The 15837-nt window shown below is 45.6% G+C and carries 11 protein-coding genes; 8 read left to right on the plus strand and 3 right to left on the minus strand.

The features are described from left to right. Nucleotides 1-195: 195 nt before the first annotated feature. Nucleotides 196-735: a peroxiredoxin family protein gene (locus ACUVJL_RS19490; protein WP_445247348.1), complete on the plus strand. Its 540-nt coding sequence runs from the start codon at nt 196-198 to the stop codon at nt 733-735. A gap of 261 nt (nt 736-996) precedes the next feature. Further along, nucleotides 997-5046 (plus strand): hypothetical protein, encoded by a 4050-nt coding sequence (locus ACUVJL_RS19495; RefSeq protein ID WP_445247349.1) that lies wholly within the window; start codon nt 997-999, stop codon nt 5044-5046. 294 nt (nt 5047-5340) lie between these two features. Here ACUVJL_RS19495 and ACUVJL_RS19500 read toward each other — a convergent pair whose 3' ends face one another. Both ACUVJL_RS19500 and ACUVJL_RS19505 read right to left on the minus strand, forming a co-directional pair. Next, nucleotides 5341-7809 carry an ATP-dependent Clp protease ATP-binding subunit gene (locus ACUVJL_RS19500; protein ID WP_445247350.1) on the minus strand — a complete coding sequence of 823 codons (2469 nt, stop codon included), beginning with the start codon at nt 7807-7809 and terminating at the stop codon, nt 5341-5343. Between the two features lie 870 nt (nt 7810-8679). Continuing rightward, nucleotides 8680-9246 carry a hypothetical protein gene (locus ACUVJL_RS19505; protein WP_445247351.1) on the minus strand — a complete coding sequence of 189 codons (567 nt, stop codon included), beginning with the start codon at nt 9244-9246 and terminating at the stop codon, nt 8680-8682. Nucleotides 9247-9368: 122 nt separating this feature from the next. On the opposite strand from ACUVJL_RS19505, the gene ACUVJL_RS19510 reads away from it, so the two are divergent. The 4 genes from ACUVJL_RS19510 to ACUVJL_RS19525 all read left to right on the plus strand — a co-directional run bounded on the left by ACUVJL_RS19510 (nt 9369) and on the right by ACUVJL_RS19525 (nt 12688). Then, nucleotides 9369-10382 (plus strand): hypothetical protein, encoded by a 1014-nt coding sequence (locus ACUVJL_RS19510; RefSeq protein ID WP_445247352.1) that lies wholly within the window; start codon nt 9369-9371, stop codon nt 10380-10382. A 539-nt stretch (nt 10383-10921) separates the two neighbouring features. Further along, on the plus strand, nt 10922-12022 hold the full coding sequence (locus ACUVJL_RS19515) for a glycosyl transferase (protein ID WP_445247358.1): 1101 nt from the start codon (nt 10922-10924) through the stop codon (nt 12020-12022). 17 nt (nt 12023-12039) lie between these two features. Beyond that, nucleotides 12040-12171, plus strand: coding sequence for a hypothetical protein (locus ACUVJL_RS19520; RefSeq protein WP_445247353.1), 132 nt, complete (start codon nt 12040-12042; stop codon nt 12169-12171). A 100-nt stretch (nt 12172-12271) separates the two neighbouring features. Then, on the plus strand, nt 12272-12688 hold the full coding sequence (locus ACUVJL_RS19525) for a secondary thiamine-phosphate synthase enzyme YjbQ (RefSeq protein ID WP_445247354.1): 417 nt from the start codon (nt 12272-12274) through the stop codon (nt 12686-12688). Here the strand turns inward: ACUVJL_RS19525 and ACUVJL_RS19530 are convergent. Then, nucleotides 12675-13190 (minus strand): heme-binding protein, encoded by a 516-nt coding sequence (locus ACUVJL_RS19530; protein WP_445247355.1) that lies wholly within the window; start codon nt 13188-13190, stop codon nt 12675-12677. The two genes, ACUVJL_RS19525 and ACUVJL_RS19530, sit on opposite strands and share 14 nt — an antisense overlap. A gap of 421 nt (nt 13191-13611) precedes the next feature. On the opposite strand from ACUVJL_RS19530, the gene ACUVJL_RS19535 reads away from it, so the two are divergent. Both ACUVJL_RS19535 and ACUVJL_RS19540 read left to right on the plus strand, forming a co-directional pair. Next, on the plus strand, nt 13612-14817 hold the full coding sequence (locus tag ACUVJL_RS19535; RefSeq protein WP_445247356.1) for an EAL domain-containing response regulator: 1206 nt from the start codon (nt 13612-13614) through the stop codon (nt 14815-14817). Nucleotides 14818-14870: 53 nt separating this feature from the next. Beyond that, nucleotides 14871-15716 carry a prohibitin family protein gene (locus ACUVJL_RS19540; protein WP_445247357.1) on the plus strand — a complete coding sequence of 282 codons (846 nt, stop codon included), beginning with the start codon at nt 14871-14873 and terminating at the stop codon, nt 15714-15716. Nucleotides 15717-15837 lie beyond the last annotated feature (121 nt).

The raw sequence follows: 15837 nt of genomic DNA on the forward strand, positions 1-15837 counted from the left end.
GATGAAGGTTTACGACTTTTGGCGGGAGGGCATCTCGCTAACGCTTCCAGACGACGTGTAAGACCATCTAAAGGCACTGCTTTTAGAGGCAACGTTGGATGAAGGAAGAATCTCGGCCGTTTTACGGCGGGGAGTTGTCAATTAACCGGATTTTTAATTAGCAATTAGCAATTAGCAATTACCCAATTAAAAAATATGCTGACTTCTACTAATTTTAGCGGCTTGTTAAATGAGCGGTTTTTCCAAAATTTATTGCCTGTTCCGGCGAGTAATGTTCTGAAGCTGGGACAGATGACTCCAGATTTTGAATTGCCCGATATTAATAATGGCAAATTGGTGCGGCTGTCTAATTATCGGGGCGATAAGCCGGTAGTTCTGGCTTTTACGCGGATTTTTACTGAAAAGCGATATTGCCCTTTCTGTTTTCCTCACATTAAAGCTTTGAATGAAAACTGGGAAAAATTTGCCGATCGCAATATAGAATTATTGATGGTTGCCAGTACCGACGATCGCCAAAGCCAAATTGTGGTTAGAGATTTAGGCTTGAAAATGCCTCTGCTGTCCGATCCAGGCGTAAAAGTGTTTCGGGCTTATCAAGTCGGTCAGGCTTTAGGTGCTCCTTTGCCCGCTCAGTTTGTTTTGGATGCAGAGGGAAAACTCGTCTTCAAACATTTGTTTTCTTTCATAGACCACAATGCTAGTGTGGACACTTTGCTGCAATATGTCGATCGGTAAGGACACCGCTACAGTCATTAGTCATTAGTCATTAATCATTAGTCATTAGTCATTAGTCATTAGTCATTAGTCAACAGTCAACAGTCAACAGTCAACAGTCAACAATGATAAGGAGTGCAACCGGAATCGATATGACACGGGCTGCTACAGCTCTTTAGTCATAAATACTTATTGTGCCAATTTCGATGGCGGAATGTTGCCATGTCCGATCGACATTAATCTAGGCTATAGCTTGAATGTAGCTAGTACAAGTTTAAGCCGATGTCGTCTCCCAAAGCTCGATCGAGCAAAATTGAATTGAGCGTCTTAGCCTCGCATCCTGAGTTGTTGACAGGTTTAGAAGCGTGGCTGCGACTGGGTTTGCTTTCGCCCGCCGAGGTTGAGCAATTGTGCCGACAGTATTTAGTCTGCCCACTCAGAGAGCCCGCTGTAGACATTTCTGAAATTGACGACCCGCGAGCTCCTAGGAACGAGCCAAAAGTACCTGCCCTCTCAACGCCTCAAGCATTACCTAGCAGCAGAGAAAGCGTTGCTACGCCCACAAAAACTACTCAAACCCCTAATTTTATAGCTCAAATTTTGCACTCGCTAATGGCAGAAATTAGCGTGGTGTGGCTGTTGTTTTTAGGAGTGTTCATGGTAGTTGTCTCCTCAGGAGTCTTAGCTGCCAGTCAGTGGGAAAGATTTCCGGCCGCCGGACAATATGGAGTATTATTAGCTTATACTTTAACTTTTTGGGCGATTAGCACTTGGGCAAACAGACAGCAGAATTTGCACTTGACTGCTCAAACTTTGCAAGAAGTGACGCTGTTGCTAGTGCCGATCAATTTTTGGGCAATGGATACTTTTGGATTGTGGCGGTATCCTTGGGACTGGGCGGTAGCCATCGCCGCGGCACTTATTTTGACTTGGATAACTGCCCGGATTATAAAATATCAATATCAAAGCTTTTCAGGAAAAAACATCACTCGCTCGATCGCCCTAAATCACTTGGGATTGAGTTATTTGCACTGGGGGTGGGGAAGTGCCGGCTTTTCCCTGGCTGCGGTTTATTTGGGTACAGTGGGAACTGCTGCTGCTACAGTTTATCAAGTTCAGCAACAACGATTGCCATCTATCACACGCGCGGGAAATAGTGAAACATTCGCCGCTGCTTCCAGTTCGAGCAGAGATTTTCTGACTTACAAAAAAGCGGCTTTAGTAGCTTATTCCTTAGGAATTTTACTGGGTCGGGCGATATTTGTCAAGGATGTAAATATCGCTGAAATGGGTTTAGCTTTGGGAATTTGCGGCGTGCTTTTAGCATGGCCCGATTGGCAGCACCCCCTCGCATCTGAGACTATTAAAAACAATATATCCGACCAGCCAAATCCCAGCAACTTTTTTAACTGGCAATTAGCGGGAATGGGTTTGGTGGGTTTGGGATACCTGGTTTGTTTTCGCGACATTCCGCTACAGGCGATCGCAGTTAGCGGATTGGCTGTTTGGTTTTTTTATAACCGTTTAGTGCGATTTTGGCAAGAGTTTGATTTGCTAATGCTTGAGGCGGTGGGACTTCAGAGTATTTGGCTGTTTTGGCGAGTGCTTCCTTTAGGGATTAAAACACAATTTGTTGCATTTTTAACTCAGCTTACAAACTCTCAGAACACTCCTTGGGCTTTTTGGGGTGTTCTGCTGTTGCCTTATTTAATTTTAATGGTAAGTGTGGCGCAGTGGCTCTACCGCAAGCGAAAGTTTCAACTTGCCGGTTTTGGCGAAAACCTTGCTCTCGGTTTGGGGATTGTTTTAACTGTTATTAGTTTAGTCAATCCGTTTTGGCGATCGCTCAATTTATTCCTCTCTACTTTAACTTTAGGTTGGATCACTTGGAAATACGTAAGTGCCGAGAATTCCCGGCGACTTTATAGGCAGGCTTCTGCTGTTGAACAACAGGGAAATCCCGCAATTTTGGTTCCCCTAACTCACATTATTGGTTTATGCGCGATCGCTTCGGCCATTGACTTATTTTTTCCCAACCAGCCACCCAATATTTGGTCAGCAATATTATTAATATTCATGGCGAGTGAATGGGTATTTTTTGTCTGGATGAAAGCGGCGAATTACCGAGAAAATTCTGCCTTTTTCCGCTGGCATCCTGCATGGTTTCAAAGTTCCTGGTATCTGGGCTTAGTATTAGCAGGATTCAGCTTTATATTGTTGCAAAATTATTTAATTGCGGGTACTGCCACTTATCGCCCTCAGTGGAGTTTGCTCTGGCTGGCGACTCCTTTGGCTTTGACTGCTGTTGCTAAATATACTGAGGCTCCTCACAAACAAGTTGCCAGTACCTTTAGTGCGATCGCCTTAATATTCGCACAATTTCTAATTTTTACTTTTCCGGGATATCGGTTAATTGGTTTTGGCTTGGCAGCCGTATTAATGTGGGTCAATACTTACTATTTAGTAGAGCTACCAGCGGCTGTGATTGGAGTGGGGTTTGGCTTGAGTTTCGTAGCTGCGGCGATCGATCGATTAGGTTTTGTGTCGGGTTGGGATTGGGCAATTGCCGGGGCGATCGCTGTTTTGTCTCTGTGGTTGCTTCGCAGCATGATAGTTCGTTTTTCCAGCCGTTTGCCTGAGTCTTCTCAATTAGCTGAAATTTACGATCGAGCTTTAGATGCTTGGGCCATCTTACTGGCAGGCTTGCTGTTAACAACAATTACTTTTTATTCCTTTGACTTCTACGCAGGCAGTACCTTGAGTTCCCCGGCTTCTGCTGAAGTTTTCGCTGCTATTTTGGTAATCATGGCAGCGATTATTTTCCGAAGTTTACGCCAACTTTCCCCTCTGGCAATTTATGCCTTGGCTTGGAGTTTGGAGTTGTTGACAGCAGTCAGTTTGAGTTTGGTCGATCGCACTACGATTAATTTGGCAGTTGCTAATATCGCTCTCGGATTGTTTACTCAATTGTTGGGGGATTGGTGGCGGCGCCGCCACCGCGCTCAAACAAATTTACCTAGCATTCATTTTATACCTTTGGTTTACGGGGTATTGGGTTTAACTTTCCGATCGCACACTTTTGCGAATTGGACGGGTTTAACTGTGTTGGGTGCGTCTTTAATTGCGATCGGCATTGGTAGGCGGGAGCAAGAATTCAAACCTTTGGTTTATTTGGGATTAATTGGCGTGTCCGTTGCTGCTTACGAATCGCTACTCTATCAACTTTTTCAAGCACCAGGAGGAGCTTTTGGCGACGGCTTAATTGTCCTGGCCACTCTCGGCACAACTTTAACATATATCTATCGCATTTTATCTCCTTGGCTCAGCAATTATTTACATTTAACTAATCCAGAGTTAAAAATATTTGCTCACCTGCACTGGGTTTTGAGCAGTTGGCTGCTGATTTGGGCTTCTGCCAATGATATTAAATCCGGCTTAAGTTTAGGATTAGTCACTGGTGCTTTATTAGTTCAATACGCTTTCTTGCAAGGGCGAAATAATCTCGATCGCCAATGGGCAGAAATTTGGATTTACTTGGGTTGGCTAGAAGCCTTTGGCCTCCGGCTTTACTGGATCAATACACCTTTAGTTAAGTATATTTCCGGGCCGCTGGAGCCTTGGAAAGTTGCCCTCACTTCTCTATTTGCCTATTTCATTTACATTTTGCCTTGGGACAATTGGGGCTGGTCAAAAAAACCTTGGCAGGTAATTGCTTCGCTGATTCCAATAGTTGCTATTTTGGAAAGTCCGGCTAAGTTTTATCCGATTAGCTTGCTGATAGCTGCTGCCTTCTATGTTTTCCTAGCTTGGGAAAGGCAGGAAGCCCGTTTTACCTATGTGAGTGTGGCAATAATTGACTGGATAATGCTGCGGTGGTTCTGGCAAATAGGATTGACTCAGCCAGAGTTTTATGTTACTCCTTTAGGGCTTTCTTTACTTTACATTACTCAGTTCGATGGCACTCTGAAATTACCAGCAGAAAAACCGCTGCGCCACACTCTGCGAATGCTCGCAACTGCGCTGATTTGCGGGATACCTCTTTTGACTCAGCAAAGCCATGGTTTAGTGGCGGGAGCTTTTAGTTTGGCGGCTATTGCAGCAGGTTTGGCGCTGCGAGTTCGGGCGTTTTTGTTTGTGGGAACGGCTGTATTTTTAATCAATGTTTTCTATCAGTTGGTGGTTCTGATATTCGATTATCCGCTGATAAAATGGGCGATTGGTTTGGCTTTTGGGATTGTGTTTATCTGGATTGCTGCTACTTTTGAAACTCGGCGCGATCGCATTTCTGCTTTGGTGCAGCATTGGGTTGTGCAATTGCAATCCTGGGATTAGAGTCAGCTCTCTTTATCTGCGTGAATCTGCGTCAATCCATTCTCATCTGCGGTTCCAGAAATTCTCTTTTTTTAACCGCAGATACAGGCAGATTAACACAGATTAACGCAGATTAATTAGAGCGATTCCGGTTGCTGTGTCCGTGATTTTTGACTGAATTTTACGCCCGACTCTGCTACCGGATTGGATCTTGCCTACGGTTGCTTTTTTTAACGGGTATTTTTTCATTAAAAACCCGGCTTCTCCGAGAAACCGGGTTTTTAATCAACTGTATTTATCCCTTGGTAGAGTGCATTAATGGCTTAATGCGAATTCGGGCAATTTCGGCTCAGATGAACCATCGGGCAACACCTTAACCTGACCGTTTTCATCTACATCAACGATCGCCTTTTGGCCTTCTTTCAGCTTCCCAGACAGCATTTCCTCAGCCAGTACATCTTCCAACAACCGCATGATTGCGCGCCGCAAAGGTCGAGCACCGTAGCTGGGATTGTAGCCTTCTGTAACTAACAGTTCTTTGAACTTTTCTGTGACGGACAAAGTAATACCCTGTTCGCTTAAGCGGCTGAAAAGTTCCCGCAACATGATGTCGGCAATCTGCTTGACTTCTTCCTTATTCAACTGGCGGAAGACAATAATGTCATCCAAGCGATTCAGAAATTCGGGACGGAAAAACTGTTTCAGTTCCTCGTTGACCAAATTGCGAACGCGGTTATATTGAACATCTGCAAAGTTTTCATTAAACTCGAAGCCGAGGCCGCCGCCGCCTTTTTCAATCACTCGCGAACCGATGTTTGAGGTCATGATCAGCAGCGTATTCTTAAAGTCAACTGTCCGACCTTTAGCATCAGTCAAGCGGCCGTCTTCCAAGATTTGCAGCATCATGTTGAAGACATCCGGGTGAGCTTTTTCGATTTCGTCGAACAGCACGACGGTGTAAGGACGGCGCCGGACTGCTTCTGTTAGTTGGCCGCCTTCATCGTAGCCAACGTAACCCGGAGGCGAACCGATGAGTTTAGAAACCGTGTGGCGTTCCATGAATTCGGACATATCTAACCGAATCATGGCTTCTTCGGAACCGAAGAAATATGTTGCCAGGGCTTTTGTAAGTTCCGTTTTACCGACGCCTGTGGGGCCGGAAAAGATGAAACTGGCGATCGGGCGATTCGGATTTTTCAAGCCTACCCGCGCGCGGCGGATGGCCCGAGAAACTGCGCTGACAGCTTCTTCTTGACCGATCAACCGCTGGTGCAGCGTGTCTTCCATGTGCAGCAGCAATTCAGATTCGGATTCTGTCAGCTTGCTGACCGGTACTCCCGTCCAATTAGCCACGATGTGGGCGATGTCTTCTTCGGTGACGATGGGAGAGGTTTTGACTTGGCTTTTGTTGATCGTAGCTTCGGCGATTTCGGCTTCAATTTCTAATTCGCGATCGCGCAATTTTCCAGCTTTGTCGAAGTCTTGCTCGCGCACTGCTGTATCTTTTTCTTTTGTTACTGCAGGCAGTTGCTTTTTGAGCTCTTTAACTTCGGGCGGGGTTTGTGAATTCATCACGCGGACGCGGGAACCTGCTTCGTCAATTAAGTCGATCGCCTTGTCTGGCAAAAACCGATCGTTAATATACCTGTCTGACAGTGTGGCCGCTGCTTCTAAAGCTGCGTCGGAAATTGTCAGTCTGTGATGCTGTTCGTAAGCCGATCGCAACCCGTACAATATTTCTATTGTTTCAGCCACGCTCGGTTCGCCGACTTTAATCGGTTGGAACCGGCGTTCTAAGGCAGCGTCGCGCTCGATGTGTTTGCGATATTCGTCCAAGGTAGTTGCGCCGACACACTGCAATTCGCCTCTAGCCAGGGCTGGTTTGAGCATATTGGAGGCGTCCATGCTGCCTTGAATTGCGCCTGCACCGACTAAGGTGTGAATTTCATCTATGACCAGAATGATGTTGCCTGCCGCACGAATTTCGGCCATTATTTTCGTCAGCCGTTCTTCAAATTCGCCTCGGAACTTTGTACCAGCAATCAGCGAACCCATATCGAGGCTGATTACTTGTTTGTCTTCTAAAATTTCCGGGACGTTTCTATTAACAATCCGCTGGGCTAAGCCTTCGGCGAGGGCTGTTTTGCCGACTCCCGGTTCGCCTACTAACACTGGATTGTTCTTCGTGCGGCGGCCGAGCACTTGGATCACGCGCTCGATTTCATTTTCGCGGCCCACGACGGGATCGAGTTTGCCGGCTGCGGCTAACTTGGTCAGGTTTGTGCCAAATTCTTCTAAAGTCGGGATTTTGCGATCGCCGCTATCCCCCCTGCCTCCGGGTACCGCCGCCACTTCTCCCACGGCACGAATTACCTGCGTGCGGACTCTCTGGCGATCGATCCCCAAGTTTTGCAGCACTTTCCCCGCCACCCCTTCGTCATCTTGGATCAGCCCCAGCAGGATGTGCTCGGTGCCGATGTAATTGTGCCCTAACTGCCGCGCTTCGTTGAGCGCCGTCTCAAAAATGCGCTTGACGCGGGGCGTAAAAGGAATTTCCGGCGGGAGGAAGCCGGAACCTCTGCCGATGATATTTTCGATTTCATTGCGCGCCTCTTTCAAGTTGAGGCCCATATCCAGTAATACTTTTGCAGCGATGCCAGTGCCTTCGCCCACGAGTCCCAGGAGGATTTGCTCGGTCCCTACAAAATTGTGGCCGAGGCGCCGCGCTTCCTCTTGGGCTAGCATGATTGCTTTAATGGCTTGTTCTGTAAAGCGTTCAAACATATTTTTCTATCCTACTGTCTTGGCGAGGGCTGTATCGCTGCTGGTTAGGAGCGATTTGGAACATTACACCAATTATAGATGTAAATTTTTGTGTATTTCCTTCTCTAACAATGTATCGTTGCTAAGGGGGGGCGAACAGTGGGGAGAGCCGAATAGTAGGGGTGTGGTTGCCGTCAAGAATCATGCTATCTGCTGTGCCTCAATTTACTGTCCCACGGCCACTCTGTCAAGCATTCTCTCAAAGAAAGCAAGCGAAACTGTTTCGATCACGAGCGAGCAATGCTTTTGTTTGCAATGATGCGCTGCGATGCATAGTATTTCGCCCCACAGCATTTTTATTATTTTAACAGGTTAAGGGACTTGTGGGTTCTCCGGCTCGCGGCAAAATTGGCGGCGTTTTTCAGTTGCTATTATTTGCATAATTGCCGGAGGAATTACCCGGAGTTGAGCCGGCAGTTTTTTTGTGCTTTTGGCTTTTTTAAGCATGACAATTTTATCCTATTTTAAAGCAAATTTAAACCAAATTTATGGTACCCGACTGCGAATAGATGCGAGGAGGTGCACAAGGTTTCAATCCTCACGCACCATAACTCAATATAGCAAATGTAGGTGCGTGACTGTAAAGAGATGCGCCGACGAGCAAGCAAGTGGAGAATGCCTCAATAGTCACGCACCATAACTCGATCTGCACCTGTGGATCGCATAGCCGGAGAAATCATGAAAACTTAAGAAATGTACTTTTTTGGTACTTTTGCATTTTTAACTATAGCGGTTTGATCGCGTGGTGAGGTATGCCCCATGCCCCATGCCCCATGCCCCATGCCCCATGCCCTATGTTACTGAGAAAGGCTATATTACACTTTGCTACTTTTAAAGCCATCGTGAAAGCAACTGTTCAATTACTTTCACAAAGCCGATCACAATTTGGATCAATGGCCAACCCACCAGACAAATTAACACCGCCCAGCGAGTTTGAATATCCAAACCTTGGCGAACCGCCACAATTACAGCTAGCAAACTCCACACAGCTAATATCCGCTCTATTCCTTCTCCCAGCAAGGGAATTAACGTTAAGAAATTCAGCACTTGGGGAGCGTAAGCAAAGCCGATCGGAACCAACAACTCCCTATAAGTTACGTGACCCGGTTTCAGCCACCCTCCGATTTTAAATATAGTGAAAGTCCAAAAATAATAACCCCCCGCCACTGCCAAACCCTCTATCCAAAGTCCTAGAAATAATACTGATAGCTCAGTTCGGTTGATTAACAAGATGACGGCACTGCCCAACACCCGGGACACCGCAGCTAATATTACAATTGTTAAAGCTATCCGCTTAGTTCTGCGAGTGTAAGGAGTTTTTTCGTAAAAATTGCTGTTCAAAGAAAGTGCGTTCCAAATCGTTGCCCCCAAACCTGCAATTGAATCTTCTCCCTTCACGTTGAAGTCCTGCTCCTCAAGATAGTTGACAATTTCTACAAAATAAGCTCTAATACAGCAGAAATACCGAAATATTTCTAGGTAATTAGGTAATTAATTGGCATTCTACCAGAATTTCTTAAATGCTAAGATTGATTTTACAGATACTTGCGTGGCTGCGCGGGCGAAGTTTAAATTTGTTGCTCGTCGCAGGTGTAATCCTGTTAGTTTGGGGCATTCTTTCGCCGGTGGGAACTGTTATATGGTGGCTGGGTCAAAGTGCCGAAACTTTGGGTTTCCAGAAAAGTCCGCCGGAGATATTGCCCTCAAACAAGGGCAATGTAGAAGCGCCCAAGTCTTCGCAGGTCAATTGTTATATCATCTTTTTACCGGGAGTTGGCGATTTTTCGGGGGACGAATTAACGCCAGGAGAAGAGTTTTTTCTCAAGCGTTTAGTTGGAAGTCACCCGCAGTGCGTAGCAGTGGGCGATGTTTTTCCTTATTCAGCTTCTAACAAAAGTTTAGGAGGAGAACGGTGGCTAGCTCCTTTTTGGCGGTTTGCAGAACACGCAAAAAGCGGGCCGATTGCGGGGGATATATTCATCAAAATTCGCAATCTCTGGAGGTTTGCAATTTCTCTTGATTATCGCTACGGTTTTGCATACAATCAGGGAATGGCTAATGCAATTATCGATCGCATGAATGCTAAATCTCCGATTACAGTTAATCCTCAACAACCTTTGAAAGTTATTTTAATTGGCACTAGCGGCGGCGCACAAGTTGCTTTGGGTGCTACTCATGATCTTAAAAAATGGCTGAATGCAGAAATTACTGTTATTTCGGTTGGGGGCGTGTTTTCGGGAGAGAAGGGTTTTGCAGAGGCCGATCGCATTTTCCACTTGCGCGGCACTCGCGATTCAATTGAGGATATTGGTGGCATAGTTTTTCCGAGTCGCTGGTACTGGTTCGCGACTTCTCCTTTCAATCAAGCTCGTTTACAAGGCCGCTATGCAGAAGCTTTGAGCGGCCCTCACAAGCACGACGGCGATGATGGATATTTTGGGGAAAATCAAGCGGCGGACGGTAAAAAGTATGTAGATATAACCCTGGACAAGATTAATCAATTGCCTGTATGGTCTAAAAGCACCTCCAATTGATGAGTTCTTACATATTCGAGGCCTGTACAATTATAATTAAGTTAGGAGAAAATTTTTATTCCTTATTTATTTAGGAGTTACGCATGGAAGCCCAGAAACCGGGTTTTTTTTACGAAAAGACGCGTTGTAACCGACAGATTAGGTAAAAAACCCGGTTTCTTTGTCGGAGTGCGTAAGTCGTGTTATTCCTAAATAGAGGAGAGGACTGGCGTTCATCAGTGAAAACCAATTTTATTATAGTCAATAGGCCGAAGATCATATCAATCGGTAACATAAGCTATTCAGCAGTTAAATTGCATCTAAAATAATAAAAATCTTCTGAACCGTTGCTCTGATCGAGGTTAGGAATATACAATTTAAATACACAACCGCTTAGTCATTAGTCATTAGTTATTAATTTTGTCATTGTTCGTTCTGCGTCCCTTGAAGCTTGGCCTTGTTGCCTTCCAGTCTCTACCTCCAATTCCCGATGCCCGATGCCCGATGCCCGATGCCCGATGCCCGATGCCCAATTCCCTATTCCCTATTCCCTATTATCAATGTCTCGACCAACATTATATATTGCCATCACGAATCACGGATTCGGCCACGCTGTCCCCGTCTCCTCCGTAGCTGCAAAAATTCAAGAATTAAATCCAGATATTTTACTAATTATTACAACAACTGCACCTCGCTGGCTGCTAGAATCTTACATTGGCGGCGACTTTATACACCGTCCCCGCGCTTTTGATGTGGGTGTCGTGCAAAGTGACAGTTTGAATATGGATAAAGACGCGACACTGGAAAAATTGCGGGAAATTCGGAAAAAGCAAAATTCGATAATTGCCAGCGAAGTTAATTTTATAAAGCAAAATCGGGTGGGTTTGGTGCTAGCCGACATTCCTCCTTTGGCAACGCGAATCGCCGCATCTGCAGGGGTTCCTTGCTGGATGATGGCCAATTTCGGATGGGATTTTATCTATCGAGATTGGGGCGGGGAATTTGCAGAAATAGCAGATTGGATTGGTGAGTGTTTCGGAATGTGCGATCGGCTTTTTCGTCTTCCTTTACACGAACCGATGTCAGCTTTCCCAAATATTCAAGATGTTGGCTTAACTGGCGGCAATCCTCGCTACAGTAAGGCTCAACTTCGGGAAGTATTCGGAATCGAAACACCGCTGGAAAAAACTGTATTGCTGACTTTCGGCGGACTGGGTGTAGATGACGTTCCTTATCAAAATTTACAGCTATTTAGCGACTGGCAATTTATCACTTTTGATGCTGGATGTCCCGATTTGCCGAATTTGATTAAAGCCACCAATCAGGAGTTTACAAAATCTCTCCCGAGTTTACCGCGTCCGGTTGATATTATGCCTGTCTGCGGGCGCTTACTTTCTAAACCGGGATACAGCACTTTTGCGGAAGCTTTGCGCTTGGAAATACCTGTTGTTTCTATAATGAGAGAAGGTTTTGCAGAATCTCCGGTGTTGCTGGAATGGCTTCAAAATTATGCGGAACATCAAATTGTGACGGCAGCCGAGTTTTTTGAGGGGGATTGGGAGTTTTTGCGACAACCGCTGCATCCGCCCCGTTTGTCGGGTAAATTGGATAAAAATGGTACGGAGGCGATCGCCCAAGCTGTTGTAGATTATTTTAGATAAGCTGCGGAGCATCTAAATTGAATATAGAGATGGGCTCTCCTGCCCGTCCCACAAGAATTGTAGAAAAATTGACTGTCAAATTAGATGCACAACAGCTTAAGGCGATTGAAATCGATCCTAGACAAACAAAGCTGGATGAGGGCGATTGAAATCGCTTAAGAGTCAAACAAAGGAGGCTAAGACCGACTGAAGAGTTTTGCATCAGTCTCATCCAAAATCTAAAATCTAAAATCTAAAATCTAAAATCGCATGACTCACTATCAACAGATACTCAAGATTCAAACTACAGGGAAGTCTCTGTGCAAAATCACTCCTAAGATTGAAGATGCGGTGGCGAATTCAGGTATTAACACAGGACTTTGTACCTTATTTTTGCGCCATACTTCTGCTAGTTTGGTGATTCAAGAAAATGCTGACCCGGATGTACTTAAGGATTTGGCTAACTTTTTAGCTAAACTGGTACCGGAGGGCGATCGCTACATTCACGATGCGGAAGGCCCAGACGATATGCCAGCCCACATTCGCACTGCGCTGACTCACACTTCCGAACAAATCCCGATCGATCGCGGCAGGTTACTGTTAGGAACTTGGCAGGGAATTTACCTGTGGGAACACCGCCAGCGGGGTCACATTCGCGAATTAGTTGTTCACGTCAGCGGCACTTAATCGGAATTTGCACCTCGCTGATTTTAGTTGCTTCCGGCGTCATCGGAGAATTGTAAAAAAAGCGGCGCGGCGGCCCGACTATTTCGTATTCAGGATGTTCTTGAAGCCAATCTTTGAGTTTCTGGAGGTTATTTTCGTAGCTTTCCCAAGTGTAGGCCCCGCCCACGCCGATGCTGACAACCGTCATCGGCGAAGTATCCCTGACTTCTACAGCGGAGTTAACGCTGCTGGGGGCGATATTTGGTGCGGGATAGAGGAACGAAACTTCTGCAACAGGAACCGCATCGATTTGCTCAGAAGTTGCCGTGTAGCGCGCTTCTACTGGCGTTGTCATCGCAATTTGGTTGTTGCTGATGTGTTGAAATAAGGGATTGAAGGCGATTCCTGTTGCTTGTCGCAAATCGCCCGCGTGGGTGTAGGTGACAGCGCGGTACTGAGGATATTGCTTAACTTCTATGACTCCAATCTTTGCGGGATCAGGGAATCCACTAGGTAATACCATTTGAGATTTCAGATTTGAGATTTTACATTAAAGAATGGGGAAAGACTGACTCCGCAAGGGTTGGGAACTTGCTGGCAGTTGCATTGTTTTTTTGCAACTGGTATAAAGAGGCTGAGATTGTTTGCAGACGATCGAGCCACACAACCAGTTTAGCAGTTATTCAGGGCGATGCTAACTGTCGATCGCCTAGAATTAGTTAGAGATTTATTAATTAAGCTCGTAATAATACGGAGGGCGCTGAGTAAGCAGAGAAATATTAATCTAGTTGTCCTTAGAAAAATTACCGTTTTTCAGGGGCGTCTGCTATTTTGGTCGGAAAACATTCGGCTGTTGAGCCGATCAAGCTGTGCGTTCTCAGTTATTGTCACGCTTATCGCGTTCAGCAACGCCGATCAATTATACCGCTTTCAGGAAATGACGTATGAAAAAGATTCTAGTTATTGAGGACGAGCAAATAATTCGGGAGAATATTCTCAAACTCCTCAAAGCTGAAGGTTTCGACGTGACGGGTGCAGAAAATGGAGCCCAAGGTTTAAATGCGGCGGTGTCAAATCTTCCCGACGTGATTATTTGCGACGTGATGATGCCGGAACTTGACGGGTATGGGGTGCTGATGGCCTTGCGAGCGAATCCTGTTACTGCTACACTTCCTTTTGTTTTTCTCACCGGTAAAGCCGAGCGCTCTGAAATGCGGCAAGGTATGGAATTGGGAGCAGATGATTACCTGACTAAACCTTTTACTAAAGCTGAACTTGTGGGGGCGATATCGAGCCGCTTGAAAAAACAAGAAGCTGTCGCCGAACAGTACAATACTTTGCGAACCCAAAGCTGCGCATTAATCCAAGATGCCGCCGACAAATTAGAGCAGATAAAAACAAGTTTGTCCGGCGCCTTGGAACGAGAAGAATTCCAAGTTTACTATCAGCCGCAGGTCAATGTCCAGACTGGTAAAATTATGAGCGCAGAAGCTTTAATACGCTGGCTGCATCCAGAAAAAGGGCTGATTTCCCCCGCCAAATTTATTCCGTCTGCCGAAGCAACTGGCTTCATTGTACAGTTAGGCGAGTGGGTTTTGCAGACAGCTTGCAGGCAAATGCAAGTTTGGCAAAATGCTGGTTTTTCGGGGCTGCGAGTAGCGGTGAATCTGTCGGCGCGCCAATTTCACCAACCGGATCTCAGCAGCAGAGTTGCCCAAATTTTAGCAGAAATTGGTTTGGAACCGAGCAGTTTGGAATTAGAGCTGACCGAAAGTTTGATGGTGGAGGATGCTCCAAGTGCGATCGCTACTTTGCAACAATTGAAAAGTTTGGGAGTTTCTATATCTATTGATGATTTCGGCACGGGCTATTCTTCTTTAAGCTATCTGGCGCAATACCCCTTCGATACTTTAAAAATAGACCGCTGTTTTATCAGCAATATCACCCATGGTTGCACAAATGCAGCGATTGTGAAAGCTATTATTGAAATGGCGCACAGTCTCTGTCTTGAGGTAGTTGCAGAAGGAGTTGAGACGGAAGCCGAAAAAGACTTTCTCGGGCGCTACAAGTGCGATACAATGCAAGGATATTTGTTCAGTCCTCCTTTGCCTGCAGGGGATTTTGAACAGTTGCTGGTGGCAGGCAAATAGAAGATCTGTTAAGTCAATATTTGTCCTATAATTAAGTGCGATTCGGGTGGAATATGGTTTTAGAATCCAGCAGTAACGTTGACTCACTCAAATCAACCAATAAAAAAAATAAGGATGTTTACATAGCTGTGCAACTAACTCTATTGATAGTTGTGTTAGCTATTTTGTCCAAATTTTTTGTCATTGTCAACGCTGGAGAACGGGGCGTCCTGATGCAGTTTGGTAAAGTGCAAGAACAGGTACTCGGAGAAGGACTTCACGTAATATTCCCCACAGTTTATAGTGTAAAAAAGTTGAGCGTTAGGGTGCAAAAACAGGAAAGTTCCGCTGAAGCTTCCTCAAAAGATTTGCAAGATGTTTTTACGGATGTAGCGCTCAACTGGCACATTATCCCAGAAGAAGCCAATGCTATTTTTCAACAAATAGGCGACGAAAAAGAAGTCGTGGCTCGCATTATCGATCCGGCAGTTGAAGAAGTATTAAAAGCAGTTATGGCAAAATATACGGCTGAAGAAATTATTACTAAACGGGGAGAAGTTAAAGCCGCAGTTGATGACTTTTTAACCTTCAGGCTGCTTACCTATCACATTGCCGTTGACGATATTTCTTTAGTACACGTTCACTTTTCTCAGCGGTTTAGCGATGCGGTGGAGGCGAAACAAATTGCCGAACAGGAGGCAAAAAGAGGGGAGTTTTTAGCGCTGAAGGCAGTAAAAGAGGCTGAGGCTAAGGTGAATTTAGCCAAGGGAGAAGCCGAAGTGCAAAGGTTGCTGCGGGACAATTTGACTCCGGAACTTTTGGAAAGGCAGGCTATAGAAAAATGGAATGGGCAATTGCCGCTGATTGTTGGTGATGGGGGTAAAAACTTATTGGACTTGAGGAAATTGGTTGAGAGATAACAGCCCTGGACGCATCAGCCCAAAGAAACCGGGTTTTTTACTTAATCTGTGACTTACAACGAAGGATTTTCGGAAGCCCAAAGAAACCGGGTTTTTTACCTAATCTGTGACCTACAACGAA

Origin of the sequence: Microcoleus sp. OTE_8_concoct_300 (genome assembly GCF_031383065.1) — a bacterium.
Taxonomy (GTDB): Bacteria; Cyanobacteriota; Cyanobacteriia; order Cyanobacteriales; family Microcoleaceae; genus Microcoleus.

Excerpts from the sequence above, each read along its gene's own strand:
- ACUVJL_RS19510 (WP_445247352.1), top strand. The coding sequence starts at position 9,369 with ATGCTAAGATTGATTTTACAGATACTTGCGTGGCTGCGCGGGCGAAGT.
- ACUVJL_RS19500 (WP_445247350.1), bottom strand. The coding sequence starts at position 7,809 with ATGTTTGAACGCTTTACAGAACAAGCCATTAAAGCAATCATGCTAGCC.
- ACUVJL_RS19490 (WP_445247348.1), top strand. The coding sequence starts at position 196 with ATGCTGACTTCTACTAATTTTAGCGGCTTGTTAAATGAGCGGTTTTTC.
- ACUVJL_RS19535 (WP_445247356.1), top strand. The coding sequence starts at position 13,612 with ATGAAAAAGATTCTAGTTATTGAGGACGAGCAAATAATTCGGGAGAAT.
- ACUVJL_RS19530 (WP_445247355.1), bottom strand. The coding sequence starts at position 13,190 with ATGGTATTACCTAGTGGATTCCCTGATCCCGCAAAGATTGGAGTCATA.
- ACUVJL_RS19540 (WP_445247357.1), top strand. The coding sequence starts at position 14,871 with ATGGTTTTAGAATCCAGCAGTAACGTTGACTCACTCAAATCAACCAAT.
- ACUVJL_RS19515 (WP_445247358.1), top strand. The coding sequence starts at position 10,922 with ATGTCTCGACCAACATTATATATTGCCATCACGAATCACGGATTCGGC.
- ACUVJL_RS19495 (WP_445247349.1), top strand. The coding sequence starts at position 997 with ATGTCGTCTCCCAAAGCTCGATCGAGCAAAATTGAATTGAGCGTCTTA.
- ACUVJL_RS19525 (WP_445247354.1), top strand. The coding sequence starts at position 12,272 with ATGACTCACTATCAACAGATACTCAAGATTCAAACTACAGGGAAGTCT.